The 16,881-nt window shown below is 72.4% G+C and carries 11 protein-coding genes and 1 pseudogene; 4 read left to right on the forward strand and 8 right to left on the reverse strand.

The features are described 5' to 3' along the window. Positions 1-58: 58 nt before the first annotated feature. Both ACZ5DC_RS29750 and dxr read right to left on the reverse strand, forming a co-directional pair. Positions 59-1,360 carry a M50 family metallopeptidase gene (locus ACZ5DC_RS29750; RefSeq protein WP_468657772.1) on the reverse strand — a complete coding sequence of 434 codons (1,302 nt, stop codon included), beginning with the start codon at positions 1,358-1,360 and terminating at the stop codon, positions 59-61. Continuing rightward, entirely contained in the window at positions 1,357-2,628 is a 1,272-nt protein-coding gene (gene dxr / locus ACZ5DC_RS29755; RefSeq protein WP_468657774.1) for a 1-deoxy-D-xylulose-5-phosphate reductoisomerase, read from the reverse strand. The genes ACZ5DC_RS29750 and dxr overlap by 4 nt, the downstream gene beginning before the upstream one ends. A 172-nt stretch (positions 2,629-2,800) precedes the next feature. Here dxr and ACZ5DC_RS29760 point away from each other — a divergent pair, with 172 nt between their 5' ends. Next, positions 2,801-3,259 carry a lamin tail domain-containing protein gene (locus ACZ5DC_RS29760; RefSeq protein ID WP_366751160.1) on the forward strand — a complete coding sequence of 153 codons (459 nt, stop codon included), beginning with the start codon at positions 2,801-2,803 and terminating at the stop codon, positions 3,257-3,259. Here the strand turns inward: ACZ5DC_RS29760 and ACZ5DC_RS29765 are convergent. Then, positions 3,256-5,193: an acyl-CoA dehydrogenase family protein gene (locus ACZ5DC_RS29765; protein ID WP_468657776.1), complete on the reverse strand. Its 1,938-nt coding sequence runs from the start codon at positions 5,191-5,193 to the stop codon at positions 3,256-3,258. The genes ACZ5DC_RS29760 and ACZ5DC_RS29765 overlap by 4 nt on opposite strands. 255 nt (positions 5,194-5,448) lie before the next feature. Here ACZ5DC_RS29765 and ACZ5DC_RS29770 point away from each other — a divergent pair, with 255 nt between their 5' ends. Further along, entirely contained in the window at positions 5,449-6,462 is a 1,014-nt protein-coding gene (locus ACZ5DC_RS29770; protein WP_468657778.1) for a LacI family DNA-binding transcriptional regulator, read from the forward strand. A gap of 79 nt (positions 6,463-6,541) precedes the next feature. Here the strand turns inward: ACZ5DC_RS29770 and ACZ5DC_RS29775 are convergent, their stop codons facing one another. The 4 genes from ACZ5DC_RS29775 to ACZ5DC_RS29790 form a co-directional block, all read right to left on the reverse strand. Continuing rightward, on the reverse strand, positions 6,542-6,841 hold the full coding sequence (locus ACZ5DC_RS29775; protein WP_468657780.1) for a hypothetical protein: 300 nt from the start codon (positions 6,839-6,841) through the stop codon (positions 6,542-6,544). Positions 6,842-6,994: 153 nt separating this feature from the next. Then, entirely contained in the window at positions 6,995-8,440 is a 1,446-nt protein-coding gene (locus ACZ5DC_RS29780) for an aldehyde dehydrogenase family protein (RefSeq protein ID WP_468657782.1), read from the reverse strand. Between the two features lie 175 nt (positions 8,441-8,615). After that, positions 8,616-10,193 (reverse strand): PucR family transcriptional regulator, encoded by a 1,578-nt coding sequence (locus tag ACZ5DC_RS29785; RefSeq protein WP_468657784.1) that lies wholly within the window; start codon positions 10,191-10,193, stop codon positions 8,616-8,618. Between the two features lie 105 nt (positions 10,194-10,298). After that, positions 10,299-12,446, reverse strand: a complete 2,148-nt coding sequence (locus ACZ5DC_RS29790) for an ATP-binding protein (protein WP_468657786.1) — start codon at positions 12,444-12,446, stop codon at positions 10,299-10,301. Positions 12,447-12,723: 277 nt separating this feature from the next. Here ACZ5DC_RS29790 and gabT point away from each other — a divergent pair, with 277 nt between their 5' ends. Both gabT and ACZ5DC_RS29800 read left to right on the forward strand, forming a co-directional pair. Then, positions 12,724-14,058 carry a 4-aminobutyrate--2-oxoglutarate transaminase gene (gabT, locus tag ACZ5DC_RS29795; RefSeq protein WP_468657788.1) on the forward strand — a complete coding sequence of 445 codons (1,335 nt, stop codon included), beginning with the start codon at positions 12,724-12,726 and terminating at the stop codon, positions 14,056-14,058. 400 nt (positions 14,059-14,458) lie between these two features. Next, positions 14,459-15,094 (forward strand): annotated as a pseudogene (locus ACZ5DC_RS29800) (phosphatase PAP2 family protein); the annotation flags it as partial. On the opposite strand, the gene ACZ5DC_RS29805 reads toward ACZ5DC_RS29800, so the two are convergent. After that, entirely contained in the window at positions 15,036-16,847 is a 1,812-nt protein-coding gene (locus ACZ5DC_RS29805; RefSeq protein ID WP_468657790.1) for a chitinase, read from the reverse strand. The pseudogene ACZ5DC_RS29800 and the gene ACZ5DC_RS29805 overlap by 59 nt on opposite strands. Positions 16,848-16,881 lie beyond the last annotated feature (34 nt).

The following is a 16,881-nucleotide window of genomic DNA, read 5'->3' on the forward strand; positions in this document are numbered from 1 at the left end:
ACCCGATGGAATGCGGCCCGGAACCCGAGGGTCCGGGCCGCGGTGGGGCGACGGGCGGCTAGGAGATCTTCACCGGGTTCACGACGTCGGCGATGAGCACCAGGACGGTGAAGCAGACGAAGATCCCGGCGACCACGTACGCCACCGGCATCAGCTTGGCGACGTCGAACGGTCCGGGATCGGGGCGGCGCAGCACCCGGGCCAGGTTGCGCCGCAGCGACTCCCACAGGGCGCCCGCGATGTGCCCGCCGTCGAGCGGGAGCAGCGGGAGCATGTTGAACAGGAACAGGGAGAGGTTGAAGCCGGCCAGCACGAACACGAACATGGCCAGCTGCTGTGAGGCGGGGATGTCCAGGGTGGCGATCTCGCCGGTGACCCGGGCCGCGCCGACGATGCCCATCGGGGAGTCCGGCTCGCGCGGGCCGTCGCCGAAGGCCGCGTCCCACAGGGCCGGGATCTTGCCGGGCAGGGCGACGAGGGAGTCGACGGCGTCGCCGACCCGGTCGGTCATCCAGGTCACGGACTGGCCGAAGTCCTGTTTGACGACGCCGGTGGCGGGGCTGAAGCCGAGGAAGCCGGCCTTGACGTAGCCGTCGACGTAGTTGCCGCCCGTGTCCTTCTTGGCGACCTGGTTCGTGGCGATCCTCGCGTGCAGGGTCACGTCCCGGCCGTCGCGGTCGACGACGAAGGAGACGTCCTTCCCGGCGCTGTCCCGGATGAGGTCCGAGAGCGTGTTCCAGTCCTCGGTCGGCTTGCCGTCGAAGGAGACGATCCTGTCGCCCGCCTTCATGCCGGCCTGCGCGGCCGGGGACGACGGGTCGGACTTCTTGCAGCTGTCGCGGTGCTGGCTCTGCGCGATGACGCAGGGCGAGACGGATTCCACGACGGTGGTCTCCTTCTGGATGCCGAAGCCCATCAGCACCGTGAGGAAGAGGGCGACCGCGAGCACCAGGTTCATGAAGGGGCCCGCGAACATGACGATGACCCGCTTCCACGGCTTGCGCGTGTAGAACATGCGCGTCTCGTCGCCGGGCTGGAGCTCCTCGAAGGCCGCCGAGCGGGCGTCCTCGATCATGCCGCGCCACGGGGAGGTGGAGCGGGCGGAGACCCGGCCCTGGTCGTCCGGCGGGAACATCCCGATCATGCGGATGTAGCCGCCGAGCGGGATCGCCTTGATGCCGTACTCGGTGTCGCCCTTCCTGCGTGACCAGATGGTCGGGCCGAAGCCGACCATGTACTGCGGCACGCGGATGCCGAAGAGCTTGGCCGTCGACAGGTGCCCCAGCTCGTGCCACGCGATCGAGACGAGCAGGCCGACCGCGAAGACCACTATGCCGAGGATGAACATCAAGGTCGTCATGCACGCGCCTCCGCGGTCGCCGTCGTGGCTGTGAGTTCACGGGCCCGGGCCCTCGCCCAGGTCTCCGCTTCGAGGACGTCCGACACCGTGAGTGAAGTTCCCGTGACCGGGGTGCCGTGCTCCTCCACCACCCGGGTGACGGTATCCATGATCCCGTTGAAGGGCAGCGCGCCGCTCAGGAAGGCCGCGACGCACTCCTCGTTGGCGGCATTGAACACCGCCGGGGCCGTGCCCGCGAGCCGCCCCACGTGCCGGGCGAGGTTCACCGAGGGGAAGGCCTCGTCGTCCAGCGGGAAGAACTCCCAGGTGGATGCCTTGGCCCAGTCGAACGCGGGGGCCGCGTCCGGGACACGTTCGGGCCAGCCCAGTCCGATGGCGATGGGCCCGCGCATGTCGGGGGGCGTCGCCTGGGCGATCGTGGATCCGTCGGTGAACTCGACCATCGAGTGGACATACGACTGCGGGTGCACGACCACCTCAATGCGGTCGAAGGGAAGGTCGTAGAGGAGGTGGGCCTCGATGACCTCCAGCCCCTTGTTGACGAGGGTCGCGGAGTTGACGGTGATGACCGGGCCCATCGCCCACGTGGGGTGGGCGAGGGCGTCCGCGACGGTGACGTGTTCCAGTTCGTCCCTGGTCCGGCCGCGGAAGGGGCCGCCGGAGGCGGTGACGACGAGCTTGCGGACGTCGGCCCGGGTGCCGGCGGCGAGCGCCTGGAAGAGGGCCGCGTGCTCGGAGTCCACCGGGATGATCTGGCCCGGCTTCGCGAGCGCGGTGACCAGCGGGCCGCCGACGATCAGCGACTCCTTGTTGGCGAGCGCGAGGGTGCGGCCCGCCTCCAGGGCGGCGAGGGTGGGCGCGAGGCCGATGGAGCCGGTGATGCCGTTGAGCACCGTGTGGCACTCGGAGGCGGCGACCTCGGTGGCCGCGTCCGGTCCGGCGAGGATCTCGGGCAGCGGCTCCGCGCCGCCGTACTCGGCCGCGAGCGCCTCGCGCAGCGCGGGCACGACGTCCTCGCGGGCGACCGCCACGGTCCGCACCCGCAGCCGGTGCGCCTGCTCGGCGAGGAGCGCCACCCGGCCGCCGTTCGCGGACAGGGCGGTGACCCGGAAGCGGTCGGGGTTGCGCAGCACGAGGTCGATGGCCTGGGTGCCGATGGATCCGGTGGAGCCGAGGACCACCACGTCCTTGGGGCCCCCGCCGGGGGCGGGGTCGTAGACGAGGTGCGGGTCGGCGAGGGGGGCCGGACGGGCGGGACTGTCGGTCATCCCCCCATTGTGGCGGCACGCGGTGACGGCCCGGACAGCGCGTCCCCCGCGCGGGTGCGTTCAGCAGAACTGTGGACACATGGTGAAGATCATGTGATAACACTTCAGTCCGGGCCGGTCGCCGACCGGCCCGGCCACGACTTCGCGGACGACATCCTGGGGGGATCTCTCCATGCGTACTGTGCGCATACGCGCAGCCCTGCCCGCCCTCGCCGGCGCGGCCCTGCTCACCGGCACCCTGCTCAGCACCCCGGCCGAGGCCGCCGGTGGCGTGCGGATCCACCACGTGTGGTTCGACAGCCCCGGCACGGACAACCGCTCGAACAAGAGCCTGAACGCCGAGTGGGTGCAGCTGAAGAACACCAGCGGCTCGGCGGTCTCGCTCAAGGGGTGGGTGCTGAAGGACGCCTCCAACCACAAGTACGTCTTCGGCAACGTCAAGATCGGCGCCGGGAAGTACGTGAAGGTGCACACCGGCAGCGGCTCGGACACGGCGTCGGACAAGTACCAGGGCCGCCGTGCCTACGTCTGGAACAACGACAAGGACACGGCGACCCTGACCAAGGCGGGCGGCAGCAAGGTCGACACCTGCTCCTGGACGACGCGGGACCCGAGCGACAAGTACTGCTAGCCGCCGAAGGGGCGGCGGGCGTTCTCGTGGGTCGAGGGTCCGGGGGTCGCGTCCGCGATCCACGGCCCCTCGCCCGACGGGTCGAGGATGCCCTCCTCCAGCCAGGTGTAGGCCCCGCCGAGGACGTGCTTGACCACCTTGCGGTCCAGGTCGTCGGTGTTGGTCCACAGCCGGGCGAAGAGTTCGTCCACCCGGATGCGGGCCTGGCGGCAGAAGGCGTCGGCGAGCTGGTATGCCTCGCGGCCGTGCTCGCCCTCGCGCCACAGCCGCTCGGCGCGGACGCAGGCCGCGCTCATCGCGAACAGCTCGGCGCCGATGTCCACGATCCGGCCGAGGAAGCCCTGCTTGGTCTCCATCCGGCCCTGCCAGCGGGACATGGCGTAGAAGGTTGAGCGGGCCAGCTTGCGGGCCGTGCGCTCGACGTAGCGCAGATGCCCGGAGAGGTCGATGCCGTGCTTGAACTCGCCGTACGCCGTCGGCAGCTGCCCCGGTCCGGCGACCAGCTTCGGCAGCCACTTGGCGTAGAACACGCCCGCGTTGGCGCCCGCCTTCGCCTTGGCGGACAGCGGTTTGTCGGGGTCGATGAGGTTACCGGCGACCGAGAGGTGGGCGTCGACGGCCTCCCGTGCGATCAGCAGGTGCATGATCTCCGTGGAGCCCTCGAAGATGCGGTTGATGCGCAGGTCGCGCAGGATCTGCTCGGCCGGCACCGCACGCTCGCCGCGCGCCCGCAGCGACTCGGCCGTCTCGTAGCCGCGCCCGCCCCGGATCTGGACCAGTTCGTCGGCCATCCTCCAGGCCATCTCGGAGCCGTAGAGCTTGGCGAGGGCGGCCTCGATGCGGATGTCGTTGCGGTCCTCGTCGGCCATCTGCGAGGACAGGTCGAGCACGGCCTCCAGGGCGAAGGTGGTGGCCGCGATGAAGCTGATCTTGGCGCCGACCGCCTCGTGCAGCGCGACCGGCTTGCCCCACTGCTCGCGCTCGGCCGCCCACTCGCGGGCGATCTTCAGGCACCACTTGCCGGCACCGGCGCACATCGCGGGCAGCGACAGCCGGCCGGTGTTCAGGGTGGTGAGGGCGATCTTCAGCCCGGCTCCCTCGGGGCCGATGCGGTTGGCCGCAGGGACCCGCACCCGGTGGAAGCGGGTGACGCCGTTCTCGATGCCGCGCAGCCCCATGAAGGCGTTGCGGTTCTCGACGGTGACGCCCTCGGACGCCGCCTCCACGACGAACGCGGTGATGCCGCCCTTGTGCCCCTCGGACTTCGGCACGCGCGCCATGACGACGAGCAGGTCGGCGACCACCCCGTTGGTGGTCCACAGCTTCACCCCGTCGAGCACGTAGTCCTCGCCGTCGGGTACGGCGGTGGTGGCGAGGCGGGCCGGGTCGGAGCCCACGTCCGGCTCGGTGAGCAGGAAGGCGGAGATGTCGGTGCGGGCGCAGCGGGGCAGGAAGGCGTCCTTCTGCTCCTGGGTGCCGAACATCTTGAGCGGCTGCGGTACGCCGATCGACTGATGGGCGGAGAGCAGCGCGCCGACGGCGGGGCTGACGGAGCCGACCAGGGCGAGGGCCTTGTTGTAGTACAACTGGGTGAGGCCGAGGCCGCCGTACGCGGGGTCGATCTTGATGCCGAGGGCGCCGAGTTCCTTCAGGCCCGCCACGACCTCGTCGGGGATGCGGGCCTCGCGCTCGATCCGGGCGGGGTCGATCGCGCTCTCGCAGAACGCGCGCAGCTTCGCCAGGAACTCCTCGCCGCGGCGCACGGACTCGTCGTCGGGCAGCGGGTGGGGGTGGATGAGGTCGAGCCGGAAGCGCCCGAGGAACAGCTCCTTGGCGAAGCTGGGCTTGTGCCAGTCCTGCTGCCGGGCGGCCTCCGCCACCTGGCGCGCCTCGCGCTCGGTGACGGTGGTGCGTGGGGTGGTGGTGGCGGACATGCAGGCTCACCTCGCCGCGAAGAGGGACGAATGGGACCGTTCGTTACCGACCAGTGCTACTGGATCGTTGGTACCCGAAACGGGCCGACCCCACCACCCCTCGCGCGCGAACGGTGGAAGGGCCCGCCGGAAGTGTCGAAGCGCTTCGACACCTATGGACACCCTGCCTAGCTTGCGGTTAGTGTCTGCCTTACCCTTACCCACCTTGTCCGTACGGCGCAGCGTCGAAGCGCTTCACAAACTCTGGAGAGCCGGATGGTCACCCTCGCCGAGGTCGCTCAGCACGCCGGGGTCTCGGCGAGCACGGTGAGCTATGTCCTCAGCGGCAAGCGGTCCATCTCCGCGGCCACCCGGCAGCGGGTCGAGCAGAGCATCCGGGAGCTGGGCTACCACCCGAACGCGGGCGCCCGCGCCCTGGCCGGCAAACGGTCCAACATCATCGCGCTGATGGTCCCCCTGCGCACCGACATGTACGTGCCGGTGATGATGGAGATCGCCATCGCGGTGGCCACCACGGCCCGGGCGCACGGCTACGACGTCCTGCTGCTCACCGGTGAGGAGGGGCCCGACGCGGTGCGCCGGGTCACCGGCAGCGGTCTCGCCGACGCGATGATCCTGATGGACGTCGAACTGGAGGACGAGCGGCTGCCGCTGCTGCGGGGCACCGGCCAGCCCTCGGTCCTCATCGGTCTGCCCGCCGACACCGCCGGGCTGACCTGCGTGGACCTGGACTGGAGCGCGACCGGCGCGCTGTGCGTGGAGCATCTGGCGGGGCTCGGGCACCGCGACATCGCCGTCATAGGCGAGGCCCCGGCGGTCTACGAGCGGCACACCGGCTTCGCCGAGCGCACCCTGGACGGCCTGCGCTCGCGCGCCCGGGAGACGGGCGTGCGGGTGCTGCACCGGCCGTGCGAGGGCGGCTACGACGCGCTGGCGCTGACCGTGGCCCGGATCTTCGACGAGCGGCCGGGGACGACCGGGTTCGTGGTGCAGAACGAGTCGGCGGTGGAACCGCTGCTCGCGCTGCTGCGCCAGCAGGGCCGGGCCGTGCCCGAGGACGTGTCCGTGGTCGCGGTCTGCCCGGACCAGGTCGCCGTCCAGGCCTCGGTACGGCTGACCTCGGTCGCCATCCCCGCCCAGGAGATGGGCCGGCAGGCGGTGGAGCACCTGGTGGCGAAGCTGGACGGGCCGGGCGGCGACGAGGTCGTGCTGCTCACGCCCGAGCTGACCGTACGGGCGAGTTCGGGACCGGCGCCGGCCGCGCCCTGACCACCCGCCGGGCCCGGCATCGGAAGGCATGCCGGGCCCCTACGGGGTGGCGGGGTGCGGGGGACGTGCCCTGTCACCGTTAGCGGACCACGATGATCACGGTGCCTCCGTTGCCGAACCGGTGATCGAACCGATGATCGAAGCGGTGGTCGAAGCGATGCCCGAAGCCGTGGTCGAAGCGATCGCCGAAGCCGTGGTCGAAGCGATGGTCGAAGCAGCTCCAGCCGTAGTGGCCCCAGCACCAGTCGTCGGTGACCCGGGTGGACACGGCGGGGGCTGCCGCCGAAGCCGTGCCTGCCGCGCCGACCGCGGCGCCGCCGGCCATCACCAGGCCGGCCGCGGACGCCGCGACGAGGCGCCTCGCGCGTGATGCTCGCATGATGGCCCTCCTTCTTCCCTCGGGGATGCGGCCCTACTTTCTGTACGTCCGCGGAGCCCTTCCGGATTGCCTCGGCGAGAGGGAACGGCGAACGGCCGCAGCCCCCGCACAGTGGGCTGCGGCCGTTCCGTTTCCCGACCTGTCCGAGGCAGGTCAGAGCGCGAGGCCGGTGAGGACCAGCACGCGCTCGTAGGTGTAGTCCTCCATCGCGAACCGCACACCCTCGCGGCCCACACCGGACTGCTTGACGCCGCCGTACGGCATCTGGTCGGCACGGTAGGACGGGACGTCGCCGATCACCACACCGCCGACCTCCAGGGCGCGGTGGGCCCGGAAGGCGGCCTGGAGGTCGTGGGTGAACACGCCCGCCTGGAGGCCGTACTTGGAGTCGTTGACCGCGGCGAACGCCTCGGCCTCGCCGTTCACCTTCTGCACGGTGAGGACGGGCCCGAAGACCTCCTCGCAGGAGAGGGTCGCACCGGCCGGTACGTCGGTGAGCACGGTCGGCGCGTAGGAGGCGCCGTCACGGTCACCGCCGGTGAGCAGGCTGGCGCCGGCCTCGACCGCCTCCTTGACCCAGGACTCGACGCGCTTGGCCGCGTCCTCGCTGACCAGCGGGCCGACGTCGGTCTTCGGGTCGGACGGGTCACCGGTGACCTGGGCCTCGACGGCGGCGACGATCCGCGGCAGCAGCCGGTCGTACACGGAGGCGTCGGCGATCACGCGCTGCACCGAGATGCAGGACTGGCCGCCCTGGTAGTTGGAGAAGGTCGCGATGCGGGTCGCGGCCCAGTCCAGGTCGGCGTCGGAGGCGTAGTCGCCGAGGACGACCGCGGCCCCGTTGCCGCCCAGCTCCAGCGTGCAGTGCTTGCGCGGCACCGAGTCCATGATCGCGTAACCGACCTTCTCGGAACCGGTGAAGGAGATGACCGGCAGGCGCTCGTCCTGGACCAGGGCGGGCATCTTGTCGTTCGGCACCGGCAGGATGCTCCACGACCCGGCCGGCAGCTCGGTCTCGGCGAGCAGGTCACCGATGATCAGGCCGGACAGCGGGGTGGCCGGGGCCGGCTTGAGGATGATCGGGGCGCCGGCGGCGATCGCCGGGGCGACCTTGTGGGCGCACAGGTTCAGCGGGAAGTTGAACGGCGCGATGCCGAGCACGACACCCTTCGGGAAGCGGCGGGTGAGCGCGAGCCGGCCCTGGCCGCCGGCGTCGGTGTCGAGCCGCTGGGCCTCGCCGCCGTTGAACCGGCGGGCCTCCTCGGCCGCGAACCGGAACACGGAGACGGCACGGCCGACCTCGCCCCGGGCCCACTTGACCGGCTTGCCGTTCTCGGCGGAGATCAACTGGGCGATCTCCTCGGTGCGCTCGGCCAGCCGCTTGCTGACGTGGTCCAGAGCGGCGGCGCGGACGTGCGCCGGGGTGGCGGCGAAGTCATCGCGGACGGCGTACGCGGCGGCCACGGCCTCCTCGACCTGGGCGTCGGTCGGCACGCTGACCTTGCCGACGAGCCGGCCGTCCCACGGGGAGGTGACGTCGAAGGTGTCCTCGCCGGTGGCCTGGCGGCCGGCGAGCCAGAAGGCATGGGTGGAAGTCATGTACGAGTCCCGGCCCTTCCGCGTTGGAGGTGTGTCGCTTGGCTTGCGTGGTCCACGGTAGGGCGGGGCCGGCTCGGGGGTGCTTGTCCGAGTCGTAGCAGTGGGCGGACGGGACACTACTGATTGGACTACTCGGCGCTCCAGCCCTCTCCATGCCACTTCGTCCGACTGGGGTCTAGTCCGTGGACGTCGCCTTCAGGGCGAGCCACAGCTCCATCCGCACATCGGGATCGTCCAGGCTGCGCCCCAGGATCTCCTCGACCCTGCGCATCCGGTACCGCAGGGTGTGCCGGTGCACCCCCAGGTCGGCCGCCGCCGCGTCCCACTGCCCGTGCCGCGACAACCACGCCCGCAGCGAGGCGACCAGGTCACCCCGGCCGGTGGCGTCGTGCTCGTGCAGCGCCCGCAGCAACCCGTCGGCGAACGCCTTGACCGCGTCGTCGGCCAGCAGCGGCAGGACCGACCCGGCGGCGAGCTGCTCGTGCTCCACGAACACCCGCCCCCGCCGCCGCGCCACCGACAGCGCCTGCTCGGCCTGCTTGTACGCCGCCGCCGCCGCGATCGGCCCGGCGGGCGCGGACAGGCCGACGACCAGCGTGTCCTCCTCCGCCCGCCCCTGCTCGGCCGCCGCCCGGTCGGCCTCCCGCGCCGCCGCGTGATCGACGCACGCGGCCACCGCGGCGCCCCGGTCGGCGGCCAGCACGACCAGCCGCTCCCCCTCGGGCACGACCAGCACGGCCTCCCCGGCCCGCGCCGCCGCGCTCTCCACGGTCTCCGCCAGCTCGCCCAGCGGTTCGCCGGCCGGGCCGGAGCCGGACTCGGCGACGATCATCCGGAACGGGGCGTCCAGCAGCTCGCCGTACAGGTCCCCGGCGACCGCCCGGGCGTGGTCGGGCTCGCCCGCGAGGAGCATGCGCAGCACCGCCGCACCGACGCGCTGCTCGGCCGCGTGCAGCGAGCGGGAACGTTCGGTGGTGAGGGTGAGCAGGGCGATGGCGGAGTGCACGGCGTACCGTTCGGCGGTGCCGAGCGCGGCGGCCGTCCCCACGGCGAGCGCGGCGCGCGGGCGGCGGCCGGTGCCGAGGCTGTGCAGCTCCACCCGGTCCTCGTGCTCGGGGCCGCCGACGACGGAGGACGCGGGCGCGGGCCGCTCCCGCAGCCGTTCCACCTCGGTGGTGAGCCGGGCGGCGCGGCGGCCGGCCCACTCCGGCGCGGCGGCGACGACGGCGCCCGAGGCGTCGTACAGCGCGGCCCAGCCGTCGACCTGGGCGGCGAGCGCGGTGAGCACCCCTTCCGGGCCGGCGTTCAGCGCCTGTCTGGTCAGCTCGCGCTGGGCGGCGAAGCCCGCGGTGACGGCCCGGTACTGGTCGGCGGCTATCGCCGCGGAGACGGCCTTGCTGATGGCGAGGAAGGGGGTGCGGCGGGGCACCTCCAGCAGCGGCAGCCCCTCCTGCGCGCAGGCGTCGACGAGGGCGTCGGGGATCTGTTCGTAGTTGACCCCGACGGCGAAGCCCAGCCCGACCACGCCCGCGCCGACGAGCCGCCGCACGTACCGCCGCATGGCCTCGGGATCCTCCGCGTCCAGCTTGAGCGCGGTGATCAGCAGCAGCTCGCCGCCCTCCATGTAGGGGACGGGGTCGGCCAGCTCGCTGACGTGGGCCCAGCGGACGGGCACGTCCAGACGGTCCTCGCCCGCGCGCACGGTCAGCTTGAGCGCGGAGTGGTGGACGAGCGAGGCGAGAGTCGGAGGCATGGGGCCTTCACGGTGAGGGAGATCCGTCGATCCCGGTGATCTTGGCCGCCGTGTATGAACGGCCCACGCCGATTCTGCCTCACCGTACGAGCCCGCGCCCGCCCCTCACCCCCGCAGATCCACCAGCAACGGCGGCGCGTGCTCGCCTTCCACGGTGGTCAGCGACAACACGGCATGCCCCGGCGGCACCCCGTGGGCCAACTCGGAAGCCGACCACCGCTCCCGCTCGACCTGGCGCACGGTGACGGCACGGGCGGTGGGCGCCTGGCCGGTGATGACCCGGCGCAGCATGTGCACGGCCTTGCCGGCCGGGGTCTCGGCGATGATCTGCCGGTCGGTGACGTCCCGGGTCTCGGTCCACTCCTTGCCCCACACCTCGGCGAAGTCCTGGCCGTCCCAGGGGGTGAGCCCGGACAGCGCCATCCGGCAGCCCGTGGCGCCCAGCAGCGGTCCGCGCAGCGGCCGGGGCGCGTCGTCCAGGGTGCGCAGCGTGAGCACCACGCCGGCGTTGGCGCTGCGCAGCCGCTGGATGCCGCGTACGGCCTCCGGCGTGACGACCCCGGAGGCGTCGTCGAGCAGCAGGCAGGCGAAGAGCGACCGGTCCTCCCGCACCGTCACGGAGGCCGTGAACTGGGCGAGCACCAGCCGCGCCAGGATCCGGGAGGCGTCGGCGTGACCACGCTGGGGCAGGTCGATGCGGACCCGGACCGGGTGGTCGAGAGCCTTCAGGGAGAACGGCCGGCTCTGTCCGGAGGTGTCGAAGAAGGCGGCGAAGGCGGGCCGGTCGAGCAGGGCGATCCGGTCGGCGAGGACCGTCCCGACGTCGCCCGGGTGGGCCATCTGCCGCTCCCGGGCGTCGAGTTCCCTGAGCAGGGACGCGTTCCCGGTGTCGGTGAGGCCCTTGCGCAGCGCGGCCAGCGGGCCGGGGGCGCCGTCGAGCAGTTGCCGCAGCTCCGGCACGGAGGGGAAGCGGTCGTGGACGGCGCGGAACGGGCCGAGCAGCTGGGCGAGGACGGTGGTGGACCGGCGGCTGTCGCTGCCGGGGTGCGGGTCCGCGAGGTCGCCGACGAGGGCCTCGGCGAGTATGGCGGCGGCCTCGTCGGGGTCGGTGGTACCGCCGTAGAGGTCGAGGTCGTACACGGATTCGGGGTGGCCGACGCGGACGACGACGTCGTAGGCCTCGGCCGGCCCGAGCCCGGCGCCCGCCGCGCCGACCACCACGACCGACGTCCGGCCGGCCAGCGCGTGCAGGCACAGGGACTCGGCGAGCGGACGCACCACCGCGCCGGTCTTCCCCGAGCCGGCCGGGCCGACGGCGAGCAGGGAGGTGCCGAGCAGGTCGGGGCCCAGGGCGAGGCCGGCGCCGCGGTAGTGGTACGGGTTGCGGGGGTCGTCGGCGGTGGTGCCGAGCCGGACCTGTCCGGTGAGCAGGTCGTGGCGGGCGTGCCGGGCGGGCAGGTCGCGTTCGCCGGAGGGGTGCGGGCAGGCGGCGGCGCCGTCCTTCAGTACGGCGCCGGTGAAGCCGGCCAGGCTGTGCCGGCCGGACCGCACGCCCTGCCAGGCCCTGCTGATCCGCGCGTGATCCACGTCTCGCATGAGCCCGGCCCTCGCCTCACCGGCCAGCCGCTCGGCAGCCTCGTGGGCTCCGGCCTGCCGCAGCAGCGGCCATTCGGCGGGGTCTTGTCCGGGGGTGGGCGGGGGTGCGGCCGCGGGCGTGGCGGGACGCCAGGCGCGCGGCCCATAGCGGCGCCAGACCTCGCCCCAGCGGCCCAGGCGGCCGACGACGAACAGGATGGCGAGGGCGATGAGGGTGTAGTACGAGTACCAGAGGATCGCGTTGCCCACGGCGTCGTTGCCCTGGCGCCAGGAGTCCGGTGTGAACAGCTCCAGCGGCAGCACCCACCAGGCGCCGAGGTAGCCGTTCCACAGCAGGGACCACACCAGCCAGCCCACGAGGAAGGCGATCAGCGCGCCGCTGAGCAGCTGCCGGGAGGGGATCTGCTCGGGCTCCTGCTCGGGACGGGGCCGGTGTCCGAAGCGCCACACACCCGGCGGCGCCTCCGGGCGGGGGGTCCGCAGCCAGGTGAGGAAGACAGAGCCGTCCGGTTTCGGCGGTGCGCCGGGCGGCATCGGGGGCGCCGGCGGCACCCCGGGCGGCATCGGGGGTACTCCCGCCCCCTCCGGCGCCGCCATAGGCCGCGGTAGCGGGTTCGCGTGGGTGCCGCGGGTCTCGCGCGTCGCGTCGCTGTCCATCGACCTTGCCCCCTGACCAGCCGTTCCGTCCGTCGTCAGCGAGTCAATCTAACGCCCCGGCAGGGGGAGTTCACCGCTTACGCGGCCGTAAGGAGCCGGCCCGCCCGGCCGGGCTATGTCCACGGCGGACAAGGGGGGCCGCCGACAACGCCCACATGGAGCATGCCCACCTTCCGGAACCGGTCTTAGCCTGCGAGAAAAGAAGGTATGCGTCCGAAAACGCACCGCCCGGAACCGCCCGGGACCGCCCGGTACGCAAGATCATCAGGGAGCCCCCATGACCGCACTTCCGCAGGAGCGCCGCGTCGTCACCGCCATCCCCGGTCCGAAGTCGCAGGAGCTTCAGGCCCGCCGTACCGCCGCGGTCGCCCAGGGCGTGGGCTCCGTGCTGCCCGTGTTCACCGCGCGCGCCGGCGGCGGCATCATCGAGGACGTCGACGGCAACCGGCTGATCGACTTCGGGTCCGGCATCGCCGTGACGAGCGTCGGCGCCTCCGCCGAGGCCGTGGTGCGCCGCGCGAGCGCCCAGCTCGCCGACTTCACCCACACCTGTTTCATGGTCACCCCGTACGAGGGCTACGTGGAGGTCGCGGAGGCGCTCGCCGAGCTGACCCCGGGCGACCACGCCAAGAAGTCCGCGCTGTTCAACTCGGGCGCCGAAGCCGTGGAGAACGCCGTCAAGATCGCGCGTGCCTACACCAAGCGGCAGGCCGTGGTGGTGTTCGACCACGGCTACCACGGGCGGACCAACCTCACGATGGCGCTGACGGCGAAGAACATGCCGTACAAGCACGGCTTCGGCCCGTTCGCGCCCGAGGTGTACCGCGTGCCCGTCGCGTACGCGTACCGCTGGCCGACCGGCCCGCAGAACGCCGGCCCGGAGGCCGCCGCGCAGGCCATCGACCAGATCACCAAGCAGGTCGGCCCGGACAACGTGGCCGCGATCATCATCGAGCCGGTGCTCGGCGAGGGCGGCTTCATCGAGCCGGCCAAGGGCTTCCTGCCCGCCATCCGGCAGTTCGCCGCCGACAACGGGATCGTCTTCGTCGCCGACGAGATCCAGTCCGGCTTCTGCCGGACCGGGCAGTGGTTCGCCTGCGAGGACGAGGGGATCGTGCCCGACCTGATCACGACCGCCAAGGGCATCGCCGGCGGTCTGCCGCTCGCCGCCGTCACGGGCCGCGCGGAGATCATGGACGCCGCGCACGCCGGCGGCCTCGGTGGTACCTACGGCGGCAACCCGGTCGCGTGCGCCGGTGCGATCGGTGCGATCGAGACGATGAAGGAGCTGGACCTCAACGGCAAGGCCAAGCGCATCGAGGAGATCATGAAGGGTCGCCTCACCGCCATGGCCGAGAAGTTCGACGTCATCGGTGACGTGCGCGGACGCGGTGCCATGATCGCGATCGAGCTGGTCAAGGACCGCACCACCAAGGAGCCGAACCCGGAGGCCACCGCCGCGCTCGCCAAGGCCTGCCACGCCGAGGGCCTGCTGGTCCTGACCTGCGGCACCTACGGCAACGTGCTGCGTTTCCTGCCGCCGCTGGTCATCGGCGAGGACCTGCTGAACGAGGGCCTCGACATCATCGAGCAGGGGCTCGCCCGCATCTGAGCGGCGCCCCGGGACCCGCGCATCCGAGCGGGAGGTCCGCACCTTGGAAGGCGCCTGCGGCAGGCCGTGTGAAGAAGGTGTGCGGGGTGGATGACGGGAGCCGATTCCGTCTGCCCAAGCGCCGCCGCCTGCCGTAGGTTCTCCTCAGATGAGAGATACACCCGCCCGCGGGGGACTGCGGGCGGACGCCGGGCCGGGGCCTCCCCAGCTTCGACCTGGTCGTGCCCTCGCGCACACAACCGGCGCCTGACGGCTCCGGGATCTCCTCACCGATCGGACGGTCGCCGCCCCAAACCCCCCGGGGCGCGCGACGTTCCGGTCCGGACGGCCGCCTCGGAACCACCCCCCCGTTCCGGGGCGGCCGGCCTCCTCCCCCGCGGCCGTCTGCCAAGCTGGGCCCATGCTGCTCCTGGTCCTCCCGGCGCTCGTCTTCGCCCTCGTCACCTGGCAGGTCGTCGCCGACGGGCCGCTGCTCGGGCTGGACGCGGACGCCAGCCGGGCCCTCGTGCACCCGGACCGGTTCTCCCAGCTGCTCTCCGACCTCGGCAACGTCCAGGTCGCCCTGCCCGTGCTCGCCGTGGCCCTCGGGTACACGGCCTGGCGGGGCCGGGCCGCCGGTGCCGGGCGGTGGTGGCTGCCGCCGCTCGCCGCGGCCGTGCTGATGGCGCTGGTCCCGGCGGTCGTCGTCCCGCTGAAGGAGTGGACGGCCCGGCCGGGGACACCGGTGGTGCCCCCGGGGACGGGCTACTTCCCGTCCGGTCACACGACGACGGCCGCGGTCGCGTACGGTTCCGCGACCCTCCTCCTCCTCCCCTGGCTCCGCTCCCCCGTCGCCCGCCGCGCCCTGGTCGCGGGGTGCGCGGCCCTGGTCCTCGGGGTGTCGTACGGCCTCGTCCGCCACGGCTGGCACTGGCCGCTGGACGTGGTGGCCGGCTGGTGCCTGGGCACCGTGCTGCTGGCCGCCCTGTCCCGCGTGCTCAGCCGAAGTACGCGTCGAAGTTCTTCTGGAACTCCCAGTTCGCGTAGCGGTCCCAGTTCACCGACCACGTCATCAGGCCCCGCAGCGCGGGCCAGGTCCCGTGGGTGGCGTACGAGCCGCAGTTCGTCCTCTTCGTCAGGCAGTCCAGGGTCTTGGTGACCTCGGACGGGGAGACGTAGCCGTTGCCCGCGTTGGTCGACGCCGGCATGCCGATCGCGACCTGGTCGGGGCGCAGCGGCGGGAAGACGTTGCCGGGATCGCCCGCGACCGGGAACCCGGTCAGGAGCATGTCGGTCATGGCGATGTGGAAGTCGGCGCCGCCCATGGAGTGGTACTGGTTGTCCAGGCCCATGATCGGGCCGGAGTTGTAGTCCTGGACGTGCAGGAGCGTGAGGTCGTCCCGGAGCGCGTAGATCACCGGGAGGTAGGCGCCGCAGCGGGGGTCCTGGCCGCCCCATTTGCCGGTGCCGTAGTACTGGTAGCCGTTCTGCACGAAGAAGGTCTCCGGGGCCATGGTGAGGACGAACTTCGCGCCGTACTTGGCCTTCAGGGTCTTCAGCGCGGAGATGAGGTTCACGATCACGGGGGTGGTCGGGTTCCTGAAGTCCGTGTCGTTCGCGTTCAGGGAGAGCGAGTGGCCCTCGAAGTCGATGTCCAGGCCGTCGAGGCCGTAGGTGTCGATGATCTTCGAGACGGAGGAGACGAAGGTGTCGCGGGCCGCGGTCGTGGTGAGCTGGACCTGGCCGTTCTGGCCGCCGATCGAGATCAGGACCTTCTTGCCGGCGGCCTGCTTGGCCTTGACGGCCGCCTTGAAGTCGGCGTCGCTCTCCACGTTCGGGCACTCGGTGACCGGGCAGCGGTTGAAGCGGATGTCCCCGGAGGTGACCGAGGTGGGCTCGCCGAAGGCCAGGTCGATGACGTCCCAGCTGTCGGGGACGTCGGCGAGGCGGGTGTAGCCGGCGCCGTTGGCGAAGCTGGCGTGCAGGTAGCCGACGAGGGCGTGGGCGGGCAGGTCGGACGTGCCCCCGCCGCCGGTGCCGGTGCCGGTCGTCGCCGTCACGGCCGCTGACTTCGCGGACTCGCCGGCGTCGTTCACCGCGGTGACCTGGAAGCTGTACGCCGTGGAGGCCGCGAGGCCGGAGACGGTGGCCGAGGTGCCGGTCACGGTCTGCGCTTTGGTGCCGTCGCGGTAGACCGCGTAACCGGTCGCGCCGGTCACCGCGGACCAGGACAGGCCGACGGAGGACGAGGTCACGGTGGTGGTCCGCAGACCGGTGGGGGCGGCGGGCGGCTGCGCGGTGCCGCTGCCGCCGGGGCCGACGAGGGTGAGGTCGTCGGCGTAGTAGGCGCCGGTGCCGTACCAGCCGTGGGTGTAGATCGTGACCTTGGTGGTGGCCGCCCCGGTGCGGAAGGTGGTGCTGAGCTTCTGCCAGTCGGGGGCGGACTGGGTCCAGGTGGAGACGTCGGTGGTGCCGGTGCCGCTCGCGCCGAGGTAGACGTAGGAGCCGCGGACGTACCCGGAGAGGGTGTACTGCGCGTTCGGCTGGACGGTGACCGTCTGGGAGCACTGGGCGTTGTCGCTGCCGGCCGGGGTGGCCTGGAGCGCCGCGCTCCCGCTGTGCACGGGCGAGGTGACGGTGGTGCCGGCGGTGCAGGTCCAGCCGGTCAGGCCGGACTCGAAACCGCCGTTGACCGCGACGTCCGCGTCGGCCGCGCGGGCGGCCGACGAGAGCGCGGTGATGCCGGGCACGGCCAGCAGTGCGGCCGTGAGCACGGCGAGGACGGATCTGGGGCGTCGGGCACGATCCACAAGGGCCTCCGGGTGCCGGGGAGTTGGAGGGGCG

The sequence above is a fragment of the Streptomyces sp. NPDC031445 genome, assembly GCF_055581365.1.

What these genes read in the sequence shown, in the direction of transcription:
- ACZ5DC_RS29750 (WP_468657772.1), bottom strand. Translation starts at nt 1,360, where the DNA reads ATGACGACCTTGATGTTCATCCTCGGCATAGTGGTCTTCGCGGTCGGC.
- dxr (WP_468657774.1), bottom strand. Translation starts at nt 2,628, where the DNA reads ATGACCGACAGTCCCGCCCGTCCGGCCCCCCTCGCCGACCCGCACCTC.
- ACZ5DC_RS29760 (WP_366751160.1), top strand. Translation starts at nt 2,801, where the DNA reads ATGCGTACTGTGCGCATACGCGCAGCCCTGCCCGCCCTCGCCGGCGCG.
- ACZ5DC_RS29765 (WP_468657776.1), bottom strand. Translation starts at nt 5,193, where the DNA reads ATGTCCGCCACCACCACCCCACGCACCACCGTCACCGAGCGCGAGGCG.
- ACZ5DC_RS29770 (WP_468657778.1), top strand. Translation starts at nt 5,449, where the DNA reads ATGGTCACCCTCGCCGAGGTCGCTCAGCACGCCGGGGTCTCGGCGAGC.
- ACZ5DC_RS29775 (WP_468657780.1), bottom strand. Translation starts at nt 6,841, where the DNA reads ATGCGAGCATCACGCGCGAGGCGCCTCGTCGCGGCGTCCGCGGCCGGC.
- ACZ5DC_RS29780 (WP_468657782.1), bottom strand. Translation starts at nt 8,440, where the DNA reads ATGACTTCCACCCATGCCTTCTGGCTCGCCGGCCGCCAGGCCACCGGC.
- ACZ5DC_RS29785 (WP_468657784.1), bottom strand. Translation starts at nt 10,193, where the DNA reads ATGCCTCCGACTCTCGCCTCGCTCGTCCACCACTCCGCGCTCAAGCTG.
- ACZ5DC_RS29790 (WP_468657786.1), bottom strand. Translation starts at nt 12,446, where the DNA reads ATGGACAGCGACGCGACGCGCGAGACCCGCGGCACCCACGCGAACCCG.
- gabT (WP_468657788.1), top strand. Translation starts at nt 12,724, where the DNA reads ATGACCGCACTTCCGCAGGAGCGCCGCGTCGTCACCGCCATCCCCGGT.